An 18,377-nucleotide genomic window follows, 5' to 3' on the forward strand; every position below is an offset into this window, starting at 1 on the left:
GAGGACGACTATGTCATGGACCAGATTGCTTGTTGAAGAAGAGGATGGTGTCGTTACTGTTGTGCTTAACAGGCCAGACAAATGTAATGCACTGGATATGCCTTTATTCAAAGAGCTAGACAAAGTAAGTAACCAGCTACGCAAGCGCAAGGATGTGCGAGCAGTGATTGTTAGAGGTGCGGGCGGGAATTTTAGTAGTGGGCTTGATGTGAAAAGTGTGGTGACCTCACGTTCCAATGCACTTTCCTTACTTGCGAAATGGCTGCCTGGCAATGCCAATATGGCACAACGTGTGTCCCGAAATTGGCGCAAGATCCCTTGCCCGGTCATTGCTGTCATAGAAGGCAAATGTTGGGGCGGTGGCATGCAAATAGTGCTGGGAGCGGATTTTCGTATCGCTTCGCCAGATGCAGAGATGTCCATTATGGAGATCCGATGGGGGTTGATGCCAGATATGGCAGGGTTAATGTCCCTACGTGAAGTGATGCCCAGAGATGCGGCCATGCGATTGACTATGACTGGGGAAATCCTACAAGCAGATGAAGCGAACAAGCTGAACTTGGTGACCGAAGTGGTGGAAGAGCCCATGGTACGAGCCCAAGCGCTATGCCAAGCAATTAGCAAAGGGTCTCCTGATGCCATTGCTGCCATCAAATTAACAATGAATCGCTGCTGGCATAGTTCAGATCGTCGCTTGCTAGCGACTGAAACCTTGAACCAGATCAGATTGATTCTTGGTAAGAACTTTCACATCGCCGGCAAACGACAACGTAAGAAAGTTGATATAGATTACAAACCTAGGCAGTCGTTTTGGTAGAAAAACCGTTATGGGTGATGATGGTATATAAGCTAATGCATTTTAATGGTTGCAGATGATGAAGCTGGATCAGAAAGACAGAGACTCGCTAAAGTTCATTGCGACAATCGTCGTGCTCATCACTGTCGTGCATGTCGTCAATGTATTCACTGTAGGCTATCTTTCTGATTTTGGTCTGTTACCACGTCACTTTAGTGGTTTCACCGGCATTATTGCTTACCCATTTCTACATGGCTCTTGGGGCCATTTGATCAGTAATATCCTCTCGTTTTCTGTGTTGGCGTTTCTGTTATCTCGATCAGGTTTGGCAAGGTTAATCGCCATTTTTATGATTAGCTGGCTAGGCAGTGGCTTAGGTGTCTGGTTGTTCGGTCGAATGCATTACCATATAGGCTTGAGCGGGATTATCTATGGACTATGGGCGTACTTGCTGATGTACGCGATTATGTATCGTAGCGTTAAATCTATTGCTATCGCCGTTTTGGTGATGTTTTTTTATGGCTCAATGGTTTGGGGATTTTTACCCACACAAGAGTGGATCAGCTATGAAAGCCATTTGTTCGGTGCTATCTCGGGCGGGATAGCGGGCTACTTTTATGCCCGTAGAGATAAGAGAAGGAGTGAATAATGTTGGTGACGTTCAAATGCAAGGTCCACGCGAATGTTGTGATGTTCGGTGATATTGCTAAACAGCTGCTTAAGTTTATGGGGCATTGTGAGAACATCCCTGGCGCTATTGATCCGCAGGATATTGGTGATGCGCTTGCAAAACTCACTGCAGAAACACAAAGACTGCGTCAGTTAGAGTTGCAAGCTGCCGATGAAGATGCTGTTGATGTTGATGATGTCGCCGATTTAGACATGGAGCCTGTAGTTAGCCTCCATACTCGTGCAACGCCACTGATTGAAATGCTTGAAGCGGCAAAACAGGCTGATTGTCATGTCATGTGGGAGGAAGGTTGTTAAATTTTTCTCACTCGGCCTCACACATGAGCTTTACTCGACGATGTGAAGGGGGGCGAAAGGATCATCGTCTGGATCGTGAATCCAAAGGTATTCCATTTTTATCGCTACCTTGCGAGCAGCCTCTTCATTAAGAAAATCTGCAATCACAGCGATAAACATGTCTAAACAGGCAGTATTACCGGACGAGGTAAATACACGCTTATCACGTGTCCAGCGGGCTACGGGGTTCCATTTAACGTGGTTTCCAAATGTCGTTGCCCAATGATAGTGTTGTTTATTGCTGGTCGCAGAGTGATTCTCAAGTAGCCCTGCCTGAGCGAGTAACACAGCCCCTAAACATGACGAGCAAATGAGGGTGTCATGTCGGTTTTGTTTAGTAAGCCAATGAATTAGGTTTTCGTTTAGAAGGGCACTTTCGACGCCGGAACCTCCTGGAACAAAGAGAATGTCATAGGCCATCAGTGCCTGATAGCTTAAATCCGTGTTTAACACGATGCCTTGTTGGCTGGCCACCGCCTCGCCGTTCTCTGAGGTCAGCAGAATATCAAACTTTTCGGGTAATCCATGAAACAGTGCAATAGCAGCCGATACCTGAAGTAAATCAAACCCTTCAAATAAAACGATTGCTAATGTAAAGCGTGATGGCACGGCTGGTTGCTGATGTTCTGACATATCTTTTTCGTAAATGTAATTGACCTATTTAAGCGTAGCTTCGAGAACTGCCGGAAGGGATCGCAAGTTTGCACTTCCGGCGATTAGATATGTGTTTTTGTCTGAATCTGAGCCAAATTAAAGAAGCATCTGCATTAAGGAACTATCTGCGGCGCGTCAAAGTTCTCTGGTTCATCAGTATAAATACATACATTCCACTCTTTGGCTGCACCTGTTTCAGCCTCACAATGTGTAGCAAAGAAAGTTTGGATCTCTTTTCTTTGACAATGCGCCTCAAATGCTGCCATATCTGACCATATTTCATTGAACGCAATAGGCATAGAGTTCCCCTCGGCAAACGGGCTTTTGATCTGTCGCGTGACGATATATTGCAGGCAGCCATCTTCTCTTAGCGTGTTTGGCTCTAGAGCTTGGAGGGCAGTAAATAACTCTTGTTCACGGCCAGCTTTAGGTTGGAATTGGGCAATACAGTAAACTTTTTTCGACATTTGACTTCCTTATCAGACATTTTAAAGTTGTGAGCTTTGATTAATTAAACCATGCAGTTACATATACCCAAGTTACTGGGTGTACAGTTAATTAGTCAAATGTAGTGCTGAGGACGGATTCTGTCCATGAAAAAAAAAGCTCCTCGAGTGAGGAGCTGTAATTGAGGTTGTGGTTATGCTGCCAGAGTGGCAGTTCTAAATGAAATAGCCTTACTGCTAAACATTATTCAGTGCTTGAGCAATCACGATATTACGCTCAATTTCTTTCGCCTTATGTTCGCTGACATCACCTTTAAGAATTTGCTGCTGTGTCTTGATATATTCGGCAGCTTGTTTTGGCGACTTGAACATAAGATCTTTGACATTAATTGATGCGATGTTGGTGTAACGACCATCTTCGCTGGTTGGTACGGAAATCTTGCCTTCATTAATTAGAGTCTTGACGACTTCACGCTGCTTTTCAAAACCGTCAAGGCCTGAAAGCTTCCAACGGTGCATTGGCTTGCCTTCGTATTTGCCGTGCTTAACTTCAGTCAGGTAACGAATGGTCAGGTTGCGAATTGTGCCGTCTTCTTCACCGTATTCAGCTTCTGTATCAAATAGAACAGGGAAAGATTTGCCTTCTAATACGCCGCCAGCTTTTGTCAGGTGACCCATACGGTAGCTGTTCATGCCTAAGCGGATAGGGGTAGTATCTGTCACAGCTGTACCATCAGCGAACTGTAGATCAGTAATTCGCTGGCCCTGTGGCTGGGTTAGGTCGATGGTATATGTCACACCGGCAAAGAAATCGTTGGTGGAGTACTTAGAGGCACGACGTACTGGATTGAAGCTATATGTCAAATCACCAGGAGTGACGCTGTTAAAGTAGCCAGCTGACCATTCCATGTAAGTTTTTAGATCTTTACCTGTCATTTCATAGACAGTGATCTCGCCACCTGCATATTGGTAGTTATAGGCGATATCTTTAGCCTTGATCTTACCAACGTTCAGCTCAGCCTTGTCATTATCGATCTGAAGGGCAATGACATTGGCTTTCGGCGCATAATACATGCTGGCTTCTTGGAATAGAGTACTGATACCGGTGTCTTGGATATGTACCTGCGGGATCCCCTTGATCTCATTTTGCGGTACAAGATCGATGCCTGTAAGTTCAGCAACTACGCGATTAGCTTGCTCGCGAAGTCTTTTGTGATATGGCGAGTACAGCTCGTCCATTTTGTCATCAGAATCGATACCATTAATTTTGTAGGTAAAGCTGTCTTTGTTCACCAAAGTGTATTGGCCATTTTTCTCTTCGAACTGAAGATCGATACGAGAAAGGGCGCGGCCATATTTATCAGGCTCAGTGATAATTACACCATTGACCACGGCCTTATCGATACGGGTGTGCATGTGACCGGCAACAATGGCATCCAGCTCTGGGTTGTCGTTGGCGATATCGGTGACACCGGTTGCTTCGATGTTGTTTTCGTTATCAAGGCCCATATGGGCAACAAGCACGATAGCGTCTACTTTATCGTCAATTTGCTTGATGACTTTTTTCACTTCCATTGATGGGTTAGTGAATGTCATGCCTTCTAGGCGGTTTGTCCCTTCAGCAAACACCTGAGTCATTGGGGTATCCATACCGATAACGCCAATCTTAATGCCTTTACGCTCAATAATTGTGTGGGCAGGTAAGAAAGGGTTGCCATCTTTGCGTTTGATGTTACCGCCCAGAGAGGTACCTTTAAACTGTGTAAGCGAGCGGTTTAGCACCTTGAGGCCAAAATCGAACTCATGGTTACCCAACACCCATACATCGTAGTTCATTTCATTGAAGCCGAGCATCATAGGATCGACAGGCTCATCCTTGAAGGTTTCAACGAAGTTGCCCTGGATGGTATCACCGGCATCAACCAGAATGACGTTGTCAGATTGGCCGCGGACCTCTTTTACCTTTGTGGCGATTTGGCTCAGGCTACCACGGGTATTCGCTTTGTCACTGGCGTAATCCCACGCCATGAAATGTCCGTGAATGTCAGATGTACCTAAGATAGTGACATCAACGATATCGCCATCAGCTGCGAAGGCATGGCCGCTCATGGCGAGAAGAATGGTCGAGGCTAATAAATGTTTTTTCATGTTAACTTATGATTTTTATGAATAAAGTGGCGTAATACTAAAGGTTTAACGTTTTCGTTTTTGAAGTATTGATCACTTTTTTGCTTGTTGATTGTATTTATTTGCATTTCATTGTGAGGCGCATCTTACATTCTGTTGCGGTATTAATCGAAATGGGTGGCTTTAAACCAATTGCTAAATTGTCATTATTTTATTGCCTAATGTGGAGTGAAATCATCACAACTGCATGGTCTGTGCTATGGCTATCTATGTCATAGGATGGGTTGATAAGGTGTCTATCGTAAAGGTGATAATCGTAAACTTCTGCCAGACTTTCATTAAAGCTAGGGTCAAACTCTCCACTTAATAAAATGTAATCCAGCACCATGCCTTTTGCGCCATAGTAGTAGGTATAAGGAGCAGGGTGCTTTGTTGGGATGCGTATGTTTTGATCTTCAATACCCTCAAGGGATTCTGACTGTGCGGCTGTGTTGGTTTCGCGATGGCACAGGCTGGCCTGAAACAGTGCCCAACTGTGTTGAAGCCGGAAGCGTTGGGAAATAGAGTTCGAAAAGGCATCATTTTTCTGGCGACCACCATCAGCAAGTAAATGGTGCAACACACTGGTCTCTAACTCGTCATTGAAATCACCCATTAAAATGGCAGGTAAGCCCGACTTCAATTTTCTTGTCCAGATAGCATTCATGAGCTGGGCAGCTTCCGCGCTTCGTTGTTGAGTTGAAGCCCATTGACCAAGGATCTCAGCACGTAAGTTGTCAGTCGCTATTTCTGATTGAGAAGCCGTATCGATATTAATTTGACGAAAGCCCTCATCAACAATGGGTCTCTTAGACTTAAAATGAACGACATAGAAGTCGCATTCTCCTAGCTGAGGAAGGTGTATTGTTGCTCTAAGCGGCTTGCGGCTGAAAGAAAAGCTGTCACTGATCCCTAGCGGGCCATTGAGATTAGCGTCTTCTACAACAGCGCTGAACTCTGTTATCGGAAAGCGTGAGGCAATGGCGACCACTGGACTATCGTAGATATAGTCGTCGACCACGTTTGGCTCATCGATAACAGTGAAATAGGCGTAGCCAGACTCTTTTGTTAGTTGCTGTAGAGAAGACGAAGAAAAGACTTCTTGAAACCCAATCACATCAGGTTGATGTTCAGCCAAATAAGTACGAATCCAGGATTGTTTTTTTTCCCACTGCTCTTGCGAATAGATATTTTCGAAGTCATAGAAAGCGTCGGGAGGGGCGAGGTAATTGCATAAATTGAAAGTAGTTATTTTGATAGTACTATCGGGTTGAGCGTTATCGGTTGAATACGGCAAACTGCTATCCAAATATTCGGAAATCCTATAAATAGAATAGGGCTATACATGCAAAAACAAAACGAAAATTGCAGTTTAGCCCATATACACCGAACTTGATTGGATGTTATGCGTTCAACGCTTGTTCCAAGTCTTCAATGATATCGTCGATGTGTTCGATACCGACGGAAAGGCGAATCATCTCTGGGCTGACTCCCGCTTGGGCTTGTTCGCTTTCACTCAGTTGTCGGTGTGTGGTTGAAGCGGGATGACAAGCTAGCGATTTCGCATCACCAATGTTGACCAAGCGCTTGAAGATTTTCAATGCATCGTAGAAACGTACACCAGCATCATAACCATCTTTCAATCCGAAGGAGAGAATCGCTGAAGGTTTGCCTTTCATGTACTTCTCAGCCAGTGGGTAGTAAGGCGAATCAGACAAACCGGCATAGCTCACCCAGCTCACCTTTTCATGCTGTTTTAGATACTCAGCAACCTTAAGCGCATTCTCGGTATGGCGTTCCATGCGAAGGGGGAGTGTTTCAAGCCCTTGTAACAACATAAAGGCATTCATTGGAGAAAGTGCTGAGCCCGTGTTACGCAGGGGAACCGTACGTGCACGTCCTATAAAGGCAGCTTCGCCAAATGCTTCGGTATATACCACGCCATGGTAAGAGGCTTCTGGCTGGTTGAAGACAGGGAAGCGATCTTTGAATTTAGCCCAAGGGAATTTACCGGAGTCGATGATCATACCGCCAAGGGTTGTACCATGACCACCAACATATTTGGTTAACGAGTGAACCACGATATCCGCGCCAAACTCAATAGGTTTACACAGGGCAGGGGTCGCGACCGTATTATCGACTATAACCGGCACACCTTGCTGGTGGGCAAGCTCTGCGATTTTCTCCAAGTCGATAATATTGCCTGCCGGGTTACCGATACTTTCACAGTAAACCGCTTTGGTGTTTTCATCGATTAGGGCTGCCAGGCTCTCAGGCTTATCATCTGGGGCAAAACGAACTTCAATGCCTTGCTTAGGTAGCATATGGGCAAAGAGGGTGTAAGTCCCGCCATATAGCTGAGGGGTAGATATAATATTATCGCCCGCTTCTGCCAAGGTTTGGATTGCATAGTTGATGGCTGCACTACCAGCGCTGACAGCCAGTCCGGCAATGCCGCCTTCCAGTGCGGCCATCCGCTTTTCTAGTACATCGTTAGTCGGGTTCATAATACGGGTATAGATATTGCCCGGTACTTCCAAGTTAAAGAGATCTGCACCATGCTGCGCATCATCAAACTCATAGGCAACAGTCTGATAAATCGGTGTTGCGACTGATTTAGTTGTCGGGCAGGTCTCATAACCACTGTGTATTGATAGCGTTTCGTCTTTCATATCGCTTTTTCTTCCTTGATTAATGACAGAACAATTCGAAAGTATGGCAAATGTTTAATCACTTTACAGTGAAGCTAAACATTAATAGAAAAAAAGTAGCCGAAAATCACATATTAAAAAGAGAAGTACTGATTTGGACAAATGTCCTATTGCTTCATTTTGAACTTGTCTAACATCCGCACGCAAACGATTAAACTCGCTGGTGGCTGCGGATGAATGTACAAACTTGGAACCCTTCTGGCTGTCATGTTATGGCAAAACCGACAGGCTCAAAATGCAATATTGATTGCTCGTATTGCTTCTATTTAGAAAAAGAAAAACTGTACCCTGAGCGCGGTCAAGATTGGATGATGGGAGAGCAAACCTTAGACGCATACATCCAACAGCAGATAGATGCCCAAAGTGGAAATGAAGTTATCTTTGCTTGGCAGGGCGGGGAGCCAACGTTACGTGGTCTCGCTTTTTTTGAACAAGCGGTACTGTTACAGCAAAAATACGGTAAGGGTAAGAAGGTCATTAATACCTTTCAAACCAACGGTATTTTGATTGATGATAAATGGTGTGCTTTTTTTAAGCAGCATGATTTTCTGATCGGTATATCAATTGATGGTCCGGCTGCACTGCATGATGTATATCGAAAAAGCCGTTCTGGAAAACCCACCCACGCTAAAGTAGAAGCCGTAATCTTGTTATTCAAGCAGTACAAGATTGAATTTAATACCCTAACGGTGGTGAGCGAGGCGAATGTTCACCAAGCCCTCACTGTTTACCGCTACCTAAAGCAATTAGGTAGTCAACACATGCAATTTATTCCCTTGGTTGAAAGGAAAGCAACAGAGCATACAAGCAGTGGGCTAACCTTGATTAACCCTGAAAGCAAAGTGGCTGGGGAGCTTTGTGAGTGGTCTGTTGAACCCACGGCTTTCGGCGAGTTTCTGATTCAAATATTCCATGAGTGGGTTAGGGTAGATATTGGCAATGTCTATATTCAGATGTTTGAAAATACTTTTGCTCTGACGTGTAATCAACCCGCGCAAATTTGTGTGTTTTCATCCCAGTGTGGCAGTGCTTTTGCCCTTGAGGCCAACGGTGATCTATATAGTTGCGATCACTACGTATATCCCGAGTACAAGCTGGGAAATATACACGAAACGACAATTACACATATGAACAATAGTGAGCGTAATCGACTGTTTGGTTTAGCTAAATCGGACACCTTGTCTGCCGACTGTCGCCGCTGTGAGTTTCGTTCACTTTGTCACGGCGGTTGTCCTAAGCATCGCTTTGCTCTTTCGTCATCCGGGAAGCCGGATCAAAATTATTTATGCCCAGGCTATAAAGCCTTTTTCCGTTATTCCTCTCCGTATATGGCGCTAATGAAAAAGCTGTATCTGAATCAGTATCCGCCTGCGGCAATCAAGCAAATTATCCAAAAGAAAGAATCTCTACAGCAGTAAATGGAGTACGTACCATGTTTAAACTAAATGCCATTGCCAAAGGGTGCGCATTGGCGGCGTTGTCTTGCTCACCTTTTGTGCAAGCAACCGAAACTGTGAGTACCGATGAGCAGCCAAATATTATTGTGATAATGGCGGATGATCTAGGTCAGTGGGCAACTAGCTTTCGCAACCAAGACATTATCGAAACCCCTAACCTGGATTACTTGGCGGAGAATGGTGTTCGTTTTGAGAACGGGATGACGCCCGCTCCGGTCAGTTCAGCGGCTCGTGCCTCGTTTCATACTGGAAAAATGCCGTCGCAGCATGGGGTTTATGACTTCTTGGCTGAAGACCCAAAGTTCGATGCCAATTGGCTTGATGGTGAGAAGCTACTTTCTGAGCGAATGAAAGATGAAGGCTACCGTACAGCCTTGATGGGTAAGTGGCATGCAACCACTGATAGTAAAGATCCTATTCGAGGGTTTGACCGTTGGCTGAGCTACGATGCGCTAGAAGCGGGCTGGAAAAATCAATATTTGCACTCTGGGACGGTACTGTTTTCTAGTGATGGCGAAAACATGGAGTACACGGGCATTCAAGCGCAGTTCTTAACGGATGAAACGCTGAAGTTTATCGACCAGGACAGTGATCAGCCTTTCTTTGTTAGCCTAAACTATGTTGAGCCTCATTTTCCGTTCGAAGGACTTCCAGAGCGTTTGGTAACCAAATACCGCGGCATTGCACACAAAGTTGTGGCATTTGGTGGAAATTCGGTACTTGAGCACATGAGCGACTTTACTTTAATACCCGATGATCACGAAGAGCAATTAGCCCAATACTTAGCTGCTGTAACACTGTTAGATGATCAACTGGGCAAGTTGATTGATGGTCTAGAAGGGCGCGATTTACTCGACAATACTGTGATTGCTTTCGTTTCAGATCATGGTTTATTGATGGGGCAGTATGGATTGTACGGCAAGGTGAATGCGTCTTTCCCATATAACTATTATGAAGAGACAGTACGTATCCCGTTTGTTGTATCAGGCCCAGAAAAGTTTGTGAGGCCAAAACAAGTACGTGGTGAGTTTGTGGATTTGATTGATCTACATGCAACCGTGCTGGACTTAGCCGCAGGCGAGAAGCAGACCTATGACACCAGCTATGGGCCGGGCAAAACATTGCTGCCAATGCTTAAAGGTGAGCGTGTACGTGATTGGCGCGAATATCAATTTGCAGAACGTGGCAATTCTAGAATGATCTCTAACGGCCATTGGAAGCTTATTCGCTATTATCCGAACCCGGAAGTAAATAAAGAGCCAGAAGATCATTGGTATGATCTAAGTAACCCGATGGGCGAACGTTACTTGTCTGAACCACCGCGAGAGGAGTTGCGTGTGAAGATGATTGCTGACCTTGATGCATTCTTCGAACAATACTCAAGTGATAAATATAATGGTTTGAAGATGTGGGAGCAGGCATATCCTAACTTCACAACAGAAGATATGCTTAAGCACGAGCGCTGGAACTAATTGATTCATAAATAAGTATTTAATAGCTGACCGACAGATTATTGCTCAATCTTCCGGTCGGCTATTTGTCAATTTCCATTTCTAAAATCTCTTCCAGTAGCTCACGGTTGGTGACTTGAATAAAGTTTCTGCCTACCTCAACAGCGCCATCAACTTGCAGTTGTTTGATAATACGGTTGTATACGCGAATGCTAGTGCCTAACCGTTCAGATTCCAGCGTTTTATTGATATAGAGCTTTTCACCCGGTGTTAGTTCGTCAAAAGACAGTAGTTCGTCAATCACACAGAATTTAATGGTGTGAAGGATATTTCGGGTCATCTTTTCAACAGACAAATACCATTTCGATGTGATGTGCTTAAAGACAAATTTGGCCAGTTCAGGTGTTTGATAAATCAGCTGGGTAAACTGCTTAGTGTCAAGAAGGTAGCCAGTACACATGCTATTTGCACAGACAGTGTAGAAGCATGTTTTTTCAGAAAAGAGCTCCATCAAACCAATAAAGCCATTGTGTTTATAGGTTCCTAGCTGAAAGCGTCGCCCATGTACAGTTTGACGATGCAAAGAGATTTCACCATCCAAAATAAACAATAATTGCTCGACTTGCTGCCCTTGAGTCAGAAGTGTTTGGTTTTTCTCGAAGCGAACAGGTTTAAGGGTGATACTGCCTTGATGACGGCTCAGGTAGTCAATCAAAGTCTTGGTGTCGTAGACATCTTCAGAGGTAACTAGCATAGTGATGAGCGTAATGTAGAAAAGTCATTATGATAAATTCCAGAAAAGTATACTGTAAATTGATCATTTTTCAGTATTCATTTTCGTCCTTTCTAAAACAGGAAAACGATTATTCCGAGTTTGCATATCTAGCAATTTCCTTATTGATTTGAAGAACAATATAGCGTTCTATTTATAAGTCACTCTGACAACAGGAAGTAACAATATAACTTATAAAAAGGACTTTGCAGTGAAGAAGTATGTTCTTTCCGCAGCCATCAGTGCTGCTCTTGCTTTTCCCTCTTTCCACTTGATTGCCGCTGATGTACCAGAAGGTGTTGAGCTTGCCCAGAGCCAGCATTTGGTAAGAGCCAATGGTGCAGAGCCGGATACCGTTGACCCGGGTTTTGTTGGTTCGGGTAGTCCGGGCGATGTGATCGTCAATGATCTTTTTGAAGGACTGGTGATCGAGAGCCTTAACGGAGAAACAATTCCAGGCCAAGCTGAGTCATGGTCGATATCTGAAGACGGTAAAACGGTAACTTTCGTTTTACGCGATGGTTTGAAATGGTCAGATGGCTCGACTCTGACGGCCCATGATTTTGTCTATGCTTGGCAGCGCGCGGTTGATAGTAAAACCGGTAATAGCACAGGGTTTAACTTTCAAACAGCCAATGTGGTCAATGCCGTTCAGATTATCGCCGGTGATAAACCTGCTACTGAGTTAGGAGTGAAGGCAGTAGATGAACAAACCTTAGTGGTATCACTGACTCGCCCAACACCGTATTTCATCAGTATGATGAGTATTAAAACCTTCTTTCCGGTGCCGCAGTCAACAGTCGAGAAGTATGGCGACAACTGGACCCGCGCTGAGAACTTTGTTTCTAACGGTGCTTACACACTGAAGCAGTGGGTACCGAATGAAAAAGTCGAAGTGGTAAGAAATGAGCAATACCGTGCGAATGACAAAACGGTGATTGAAGGGGTGACTTACTTAGCACTGTCGTCACAAAATGCCGAGCTTACCCGATACCAAGCGGGTGAAATCCATATGACCAATCGTGTCCAGCTGGAATACTACCAAAAACTCATCAAAGAAAGCCCAGAACAGATTCAGGCACTCCGCTTGCTTGGCTCTTACGTCTATGCCTTCAATACCCGTGTTGCTCCGTTCGATAATGCTGATGTACGCCGTGCCCTTAGCATGGTTATCGACCGTGAAATACTGGTTGATAAAGTGACCGGACAAGGGGAGCCAGCAGCTTATTCCGTCGTACCGGACATTATTGCGGGTTATGAAGGGGCAGTACCTTCATTTAAAGCGACAGGAAATAAACAGCGCCTTAAGGAAGCCAAAGCCTTATTATCAGCAGCAGGCTATGGTCCAGATAAGCCGCTTACAATCAAGTTGACGTATAACACTAGTGAAAATCACAAGAAAATTGCGTTGGCGATTGCTTCAATGTGGAAGCCGCTGGGCGTAAATGTTCAGCTGATCAATATGGAGTGGAACGCGTACTTGTCGGCCAAGACTGCAGGTGACTTTACTGTCGCTCGTTCCTATGCTTTCGGGGATTTTGCTGAGCCATCTTCGGTGCTGGGAAGCTTTCAATGTGGCCATGTGAGTAACGAGACAGGATTCTGTGACAGTAAATTTGATGATCTGCTAGCTAAGGCGGCTTCGGCATCAGACCAAAGCGAGCGTTATAACCTGTACCATCAAGCAGAAGCGATCTTAAATGATGCTGCGCCTGTGATCCCGCTATACCACTATAACCATACCCGTTTGGTCAAAGCGAATTTGAAAGGCTTCCCTGTTAATAACCCTAAGGGCAACATCTACGCCAAGGATATGTATTTTGTGAAGTAATTAGTTTCAGTGACAGGTGAGATAAAGAGCAGTAGGGTTAAATTTCAAAAACTACTCGCATCGATGGTCCGGGCTGGCGTTCCAGAGTCGGAGCTACATGGATGTATTTAGGCGTTTTTGAAAGTTGATCCTACTGGTCTCACATAGATAATGAAGCGTTATTTACTCTTATACGGCTTATACAAACACAATGACATGATGATACCGAAGCAAACACCTTGTGTGATCATCGCGGTACCGCCATAACTGAAGAAGGGAAGAGGGCTCCCCATTACCGGCAACACACCACTGACCATCCCCATGTTGATAAACGCATACAAGAAGAAACTCAGTGATAATGCGCCACTGACTAATCGGTTGAATGGCGATTCACACTGACAGGCTAACCAAATCACTCGGCCTGTAATGAATAGGTATAAACCCAGTAGGATCAGGCTACCGATAAATCCCCACTCCTCGGCATAGGTTGAGAAGATAAAGTCTGTGTGGCTCTCCGGGATAAAGCCAAGATGACCCTGTGTGGCATTGGTCCAACCCTTGCCTTTAATTCCCCCTGAACCAATAGCAATTAATGATTGAATGATCTGATATCCAGCGCCAAGCGGATCAGACTCCGGATCAAGAAATTGAGTCACTCGTTTCTTCTGATAAGCCTCCATCACGAAGAACCACAATAAGGGAACAGCTGTGGCAATACCGCCAAGAAATGAGCCAATGATTTTCCAGCTCATGCCGGCGAAATACAGCACAAACAAGGCATAGATAATGGTGAAGATGGCACCATCAAGATCCGGCTGGATAAAGATCAGGCCAGCAGGAATGCCTGTTACCAATAGGCAGAGGCCAATTTTTTTAAGATCAGGACGGCCAGCATCTACCACCAACAACCAGGCCACCATCATCGGGATGGCGACTTTAACCAACTCTGAAGGTTGGAAGCGGATAGGGCCAATTGCCAGCCAACGTTGTGAGCCATTGGTGCTGTCGCCCATCACAATAACACCAAGCAGTAATACAATCGCTAGGCCATATAGATAAGGGGCGGCATGTTGGTATTTAACAGGCGGAATGGCAGACATCACCACCAAACAAAACAGAGCAATCAATGCACGAATGAGGTGGCGCTCGAGCATCGGCTCGCTAAAGCCACTGGCACTCCATACTGTGAGGGAGCCGAGTAAAATCAATGTGCTGATGGCTATCAGCAATGGGTAATCAATTCTTGGTCTGAAGTTAAGCATAATCTATTGAATCGTAAGCAATAACAATTAGCGCAATAGGTATTGCGCACGCTGGCAGTTTAAAGCCGAAAACATCTATGTTGTTGTTTCGATTAGTTAGTGATGCTCGACTATTGTGCGGAACTGGAGGTTGGCTTCTTTCCAGCCACCTAAACGGTGTTTGGTTTTTACTAGCGTGTAAGCACACAAGGGGATGGTGACTACAGCCATTGCAACCATTATCCACTGCATGACCAAAAGTCGTCTTTTGGACGCTTGCCACCAGTAATCAACAGGTATTGTTTTCTGGGAAAGTTCGAGGTGCCGTTGTGACGTAGGCGGAGAACTGATAGTTATCCAGCCAATGGGCTCATGCTTGTGTAACGATGAAAAATACCATTCTTCATCATCATCTTGCCGTTGTTCGGAGGCCTCAACCACTAGGGTTAGATGGTAACGGCTGTGCTCAAATCCAGGCTGAAATAAGAAGCTTATATAGGTTGATAGAGATACAAGCGATAACCCGAAGATCAGCATAATGAACTTGGGGAGTGAAAGTGAATGTTTCATTTCTTGTATCTATGCCAGAGCATTTGAGGGCTTTATATCTGATGAGTGCAAACAAGTTAAAGCGTTAGTAAAAAAATGCAATTGATTTTTGCAATGCTGCTGGCGAATGGCATTCAGTTGCGGGATATTTATTCAGAATGCCTTGCTAGAGCCTTGTAAAGCTGCCGCTATACTTAAGGCAGGATCCTATGTAACAAAAAGGTGTCGGCATGAAAAAGTTGTTTTATCCGGTTGTGTTGCTGTTAGGTTTACTAGGGATAGGAATGACAGGGTGTTCTAGCAACCCTTATGGTGATTCCTATGGGGTTGCAGATACCCGTACAATTCAGCAGGTGCGCTATGGTGTTGTGATGAAGACTGAACCTGTGACTATTGAAGGTGAAGGACAAGCCGTTGGTGCTATAGCGGGTGCTGCCGTGGGTGGTATTTTAGGTTCAAAGATTGGTGGTGGTTCCGGCTCTGATATCGCTGCTATCGGTGGTGGTGTACTTGGCGGTTATGCCGGTAGTAAAGCAGCAGAAGGCGTCACACGACGTAATGGAGTTAATTTAACGATTAAGATGGATGACACGGGTGAAACAATTGCAATTGTACAGGAGGCAAACCCGAATATGATGTTCACAGTCGGGCAGCGGGTAAGGGTTAACGTTGATGGCCGAACCGCAAGGGTTGTACCTGAATAACATCTCTTAAAGCTAGCCACTCTAATGTTTGGGATTCACTTCTATATCTAGCCGCTAGAGTGGCTTTATTTCACATGCACCCTACAGGTATATTAGAGCTCTAAAACCATCAAATGCTGGATGCTATTTCAATGACCCAAACTTTATCTTCCGTGATTGTCGAACCTGAAGTTACGCCAACAGCAAGTGTGATCTGGCTTCATGGACTAGGCGCCAATGGTCACGACTTTGAGGCAATCCTGCCTGAGCTTAACCTTCCTGAAGGTGCTCCTATCCGCTTTATTTTTCCGCATTCTCCTTCGATTCCTGTCACCATAAACGGTGGTATGGTCATGCCAGCATGGTATGACATTCTTGAGATGGGGGCGGGAAGAAAGCTCAATACACAGCAGTTACTCGACTCTGCTGCTGCGGTTTCAAAGCTGGTTGATCATGAAATAGCCAGCGGTATTCCTAGTGAACGGATATTGATAGCAGGTTTCTCTCAAGGTGGTGCAGTTGCCTATCAGCTTGCTTTAACCTATCCGCAGTCTCTAGCTGGATTACTCGCACTCTCAACGTATTTTCCTACCGCAGATGATATCGAAGTAAGTAGTGCCAACAAACAGCTAGACATAGAGGTAATGCATGGTAGCTATGATCCAGTAGTGCTGCCTGTAATGGGAAGGGATGCACTAGAGGCTCTTGAGGGGCTTGGGTTCAAACCAAACTGGCGCGAGTATCCTATGGAACATCAGGTGTGCTACCCACAAATCAAGGATATTTCAGAGTGGCTTAAGGCTAAATTGCTACAGCAGAACTGAGTTGGTAATTACGGGTATCTACTGCCATTTAGCCATTAAAAATGCCCAAGTCGAAAACTTGGGCATTAGTACTTGGTGATTAAGCCGCCAGTTTCCTAAACAACGCAGGCACCGATGCTTTACTTGTTTTGCTTAGTTTGCGCATAACGTCAAATGAGACCGACTGTAAATTGGTTTTGCTTTTCACTTCATTGACTAAATGTAACCACAACCTTGCAGTCATTTCGGCGTCGGCTAATGCTCGGTGGAAGGTGCCATCATTAGGAATGCTAAGCTCATTAACCAGGGTTCCTAACTTATGATTCGGTGCTTCCTGATAGAGGCGGCGTGCCAGCAGCATAGAGCAGACAAAATCACCGCTATATTGGCGATTGAGCATACCCAATTCTGCATCAAGGAAGCGCTGATCGAAAGAAGCGTTATGAGCAATAAGATTATAGCCTTGGATGAAATCAGCAAACTCATCCATAACCGCATGGCAGCTTGGAGCAGACTCTAGCATTTTATTGGTGATACCTGTGTAGCCTTCTATGAAGCTGCTAACACGGAAACCAGGGTTCATCAGTTGCTGGAACTGGTCAATAACAATGCCGTTTTGAATTTTTACAGCACCGATTTCGATGGCACGGTCGCCCATGTTGGGTGAAAGGCCTGTTGTCTCGAAGTCGAGAACAATAACCGTATCAGCGGGATGTTGTGTATACATTAGTAACCTAGCAAATAAGTGTTTATTTTGTGTTTTGTTTTTCTTAGAAAATTAGTAACCACGTTTTTTCCAAAATTCAGCTTCGTCTTTGGCGTAAAGATTAAAGGTTTTTTCTGCTACCACCTTACCTCCAAGCTCAATTGTCATGCGCCATTTGCCGATTTTGTTGGAAATCGGAGCCCAAATGGTATCGCCCAAGTAGAAGTCCCAGTCATTGGTACGAACATGCAACTCGCCGTCAAAAGGCTCTAATTCATCACCATCCTCGTCAGTGATGCCCGGATGGTAAATACAATAGCGGATCTTCTCGCCTCGGGCTTTCTTAATATTGACAGTAAACCCAAACTCGATGTCTATTTCTGCTGGCACATCGGTGGTGAAGGTCTTGATTTTGGGAAGGTGCTTGGACTCGGCATCCCAAGTGGTATGGATACCATAGGTCTCAATGCTAACGACAGGTTTTGATTTGGCCATGACTTAAAGCGCAGTGTTACTAAAAATAAAGAGGCATTATAAGGGGAAGTCGGGAAGGTTTCATGCTCAATTGTAAGCAGATGCAAAAAGAGGCTAGTTATCTAGCCTCTTGTGTTGCTTGACGTATTGAATCAATTGATCTCCACATTGGTGCTATTAGGCGAAGCCCCTTCAACTTTTGGTACTTGTATGGTGAGTACGCCATCATTGAAGCTAGCATGAACGTCTTCTTGTTGGATATTGTGGCCGAGATAAAAACTTCGCATCAGCCTACCTTCATAACGTTCTTTACGGATCACTTTTCCATCTTTTTCTTCTAGATCATCTTTCTTAGTGACAGCTTCTATGGTCAAAGAACCATTTGATAGTTGGACAGAAATATCACTCTTGTTAACACCGGGAAGATCAGCGCTGATTTCAAAAGCATTGTCTTTTTCAATGATATCGATTCTTGGTGAATAAACATTAGTATCAAGTCTGTGCCTTAGGGTAGGAAAGGCATGATCGAACATCTGCGAAAAGTCGAACCAAGAATCACGAGGTACCAAGCTCATAATTGCCTCCGACAGATTGCTTAACCATCAATACAATTTTAGATAATGGGCAAAAAG

The 18,377-nt window shown here is 44.8% G+C and carries 19 protein-coding genes; 8 read left to right on the forward strand and 11 right to left on the reverse strand.

The features are described from left to right. The first annotated feature begins 10 nt into the window (after window positions 1-10). From ACXAD4_RS27835 to ACXAD4_RS27845, 3 genes are read left to right on the forward strand one after another with little or no spacing between them, the layout of a single operon-like run. Complete coding sequence (locus ACXAD4_RS27835) at window positions 11-817, forward strand: crotonase/enoyl-CoA hydratase family protein (protein ID WP_475245327.1); 807 nt, start codon at window positions 11-13, stop codon at window positions 815-817. Window positions 818-872: 55 nt separating this feature from the next. Beyond that, entirely contained in the window at window positions 873-1,445 is a 573-nt protein-coding gene (locus tag ACXAD4_RS27840; RefSeq protein WP_475245329.1) for a rhomboid family intramembrane serine protease, read from the forward strand. Next, on the forward strand, window positions 1,445-1,783 hold the full coding sequence (locus ACXAD4_RS27845) for a DUF1840 domain-containing protein (protein ID WP_475245331.1): 339 nt from the start codon (window positions 1,445-1,447) through the stop codon (window positions 1,781-1,783). Before ACXAD4_RS27840 ends, ACXAD4_RS27845 begins: the two co-directional genes overlap by 1 nt. Before the next feature lie 30 nt (window positions 1,784-1,813). Here the strand turns inward: ACXAD4_RS27845 and ACXAD4_RS27850 are convergent, their stop codons facing one another. The 5 genes from ACXAD4_RS27850 to ACXAD4_RS27870 form a co-directional block, all read right to left on the reverse strand. Further along, window positions 1,814-2,455 (reverse strand): DJ-1/PfpI family protein, encoded by a 642-nt coding sequence (locus tag ACXAD4_RS27850; protein WP_475245333.1) that lies wholly within the window; start codon window positions 2,453-2,455, stop codon window positions 1,814-1,816. A 134-nt stretch (window positions 2,456-2,589) separates the two neighbouring features. After that, complete coding sequence (locus ACXAD4_RS27855; RefSeq protein ID WP_475245335.1) at window positions 2,590-2,943, reverse strand: putative quinol monooxygenase; 354 nt, start codon at window positions 2,941-2,943, stop codon at window positions 2,590-2,592. A gap of 216 nt (window positions 2,944-3,159) precedes the next feature. Then, the gene (locus ACXAD4_RS27860) at window positions 3,160-5,070 is read right to left on the reverse strand and encodes a bifunctional metallophosphatase/5'-nucleotidase (RefSeq protein ID WP_475245337.1); all 1,911 of its coding nucleotides are present in this window, start codon (window positions 5,068-5,070) and stop codon (window positions 3,160-3,162) included. Window positions 5,071-5,260: 190 nt separating this feature from the next. Beyond that, window positions 5,261-6,397, reverse strand: coding sequence for an endonuclease/exonuclease/phosphatase family protein (locus ACXAD4_RS27865; RefSeq protein WP_475245339.1), 1,137 nt, complete (start codon window positions 6,395-6,397; stop codon window positions 5,261-5,263). Between the two features lie 94 nt (window positions 6,398-6,491). After that, window positions 6,492-7,760 (reverse strand): O-acetylhomoserine aminocarboxypropyltransferase/cysteine synthase family protein, encoded by a 1,269-nt coding sequence (locus ACXAD4_RS27870; protein WP_475245341.1) that lies wholly within the window; start codon window positions 7,758-7,760, stop codon window positions 6,492-6,494. A 251-nt stretch (window positions 7,761-8,011) separates the two neighbouring features. Here ACXAD4_RS27870 and ACXAD4_RS27875 point away from each other — a divergent pair, with 251 nt between their 5' ends. Both ACXAD4_RS27875 and ACXAD4_RS27880 read left to right on the forward strand, forming a co-directional pair. Further along, on the forward strand, window positions 8,012-9,217 hold the full coding sequence (locus ACXAD4_RS27875; RefSeq protein WP_475245343.1) for an anaerobic sulfatase maturase: 1,206 nt from the start codon (window positions 8,012-8,014) through the stop codon (window positions 9,215-9,217). 14 nt (window positions 9,218-9,231) lie between these two features. Beyond that, on the forward strand, window positions 9,232-10,728 hold the full coding sequence (locus tag ACXAD4_RS27880; protein ID WP_475245345.1) for a sulfatase family protein: 1,497 nt from the start codon (window positions 9,232-9,234) through the stop codon (window positions 10,726-10,728). A gap of 61 nt (window positions 10,729-10,789) precedes the next feature. Here ACXAD4_RS27880 and ACXAD4_RS27885 read toward each other — a convergent pair whose 3' ends face one another. Then, window positions 10,790-11,461: a Crp/Fnr family transcriptional regulator gene (locus tag ACXAD4_RS27885; RefSeq protein ID WP_475245347.1), complete on the reverse strand. Its 672-nt coding sequence runs from the start codon at window positions 11,459-11,461 to the stop codon at window positions 10,790-10,792. A 229-nt stretch (window positions 11,462-11,690) separates the two neighbouring features. Here ACXAD4_RS27885 and ACXAD4_RS27890 point away from each other — a divergent pair, with 229 nt between their 5' ends. Beyond that, window positions 11,691-13,310, forward strand: coding sequence for a peptide ABC transporter substrate-binding protein (locus ACXAD4_RS27890; protein ID WP_475245349.1), 1,620 nt, complete (start codon window positions 11,691-11,693; stop codon window positions 13,308-13,310). A gap of 158 nt (window positions 13,311-13,468) precedes the next feature. Here the strand turns inward: ACXAD4_RS27890 and rodA are convergent, their stop codons facing one another. Further along, window positions 13,469-14,551: a rod shape-determining protein RodA gene (gene rodA, locus ACXAD4_RS27895; protein WP_475245351.1), complete on the reverse strand. Its 1,083-nt coding sequence runs from the start codon at window positions 14,549-14,551 to the stop codon at window positions 13,469-13,471. Between the two features lie 96 nt (window positions 14,552-14,647). Further along, window positions 14,648-15,100 (reverse strand): hypothetical protein, encoded by a 453-nt coding sequence (locus tag ACXAD4_RS27900; protein WP_475245353.1) that lies wholly within the window; start codon window positions 15,098-15,100, stop codon window positions 14,648-14,650. A 209-nt stretch (window positions 15,101-15,309) separates the two neighbouring features. On the opposite strand from ACXAD4_RS27900, the gene ACXAD4_RS27905 reads away from it, so the two are divergent. Further along, on the forward strand, window positions 15,310-15,783 hold the full coding sequence (locus ACXAD4_RS27905; protein WP_475245355.1) for an outer membrane lipoprotein: 474 nt from the start codon (window positions 15,310-15,312) through the stop codon (window positions 15,781-15,783). 131 nt (window positions 15,784-15,914) lie between these two features. Continuing rightward, complete coding sequence (locus ACXAD4_RS27910; protein WP_475245357.1) at window positions 15,915-16,586, forward strand: alpha/beta hydrolase; 672 nt, start codon at window positions 15,915-15,917, stop codon at window positions 16,584-16,586. A 79-nt stretch (window positions 16,587-16,665) separates the two neighbouring features. On the opposite strand, the gene ACXAD4_RS27915 is transcribed toward ACXAD4_RS27910, so the two are convergent. The 3 genes from ACXAD4_RS27915 to ACXAD4_RS27925 form a co-directional block, all read right to left on the reverse strand. Further along, window positions 16,666-17,292 (reverse strand): 3'-5' exonuclease, encoded by a 627-nt coding sequence (locus tag ACXAD4_RS27915; RefSeq protein ID WP_475245359.1) that lies wholly within the window; start codon window positions 17,290-17,292, stop codon window positions 16,666-16,668. A gap of 51 nt (window positions 17,293-17,343) precedes the next feature. Continuing rightward, the gene (locus tag ACXAD4_RS27920; protein ID WP_475245361.1) at window positions 17,344-17,766 is read right to left on the reverse strand and encodes a DUF3859 domain-containing protein; all 423 of its coding nucleotides are present in this window, start codon (window positions 17,764-17,766) and stop codon (window positions 17,344-17,346) included. A 131-nt stretch (window positions 17,767-17,897) separates the two neighbouring features. Continuing rightward, window positions 17,898-18,320, reverse strand: coding sequence for an Hsp20/alpha crystallin family protein (locus ACXAD4_RS27925; RefSeq protein ID WP_475245363.1), 423 nt, complete (start codon window positions 18,318-18,320; stop codon window positions 17,898-17,900). Window positions 18,321-18,377 lie beyond the last annotated feature (57 nt).

Source organism: Photobacterium sp. AWH4_225 (assembly GCF_056158405.1).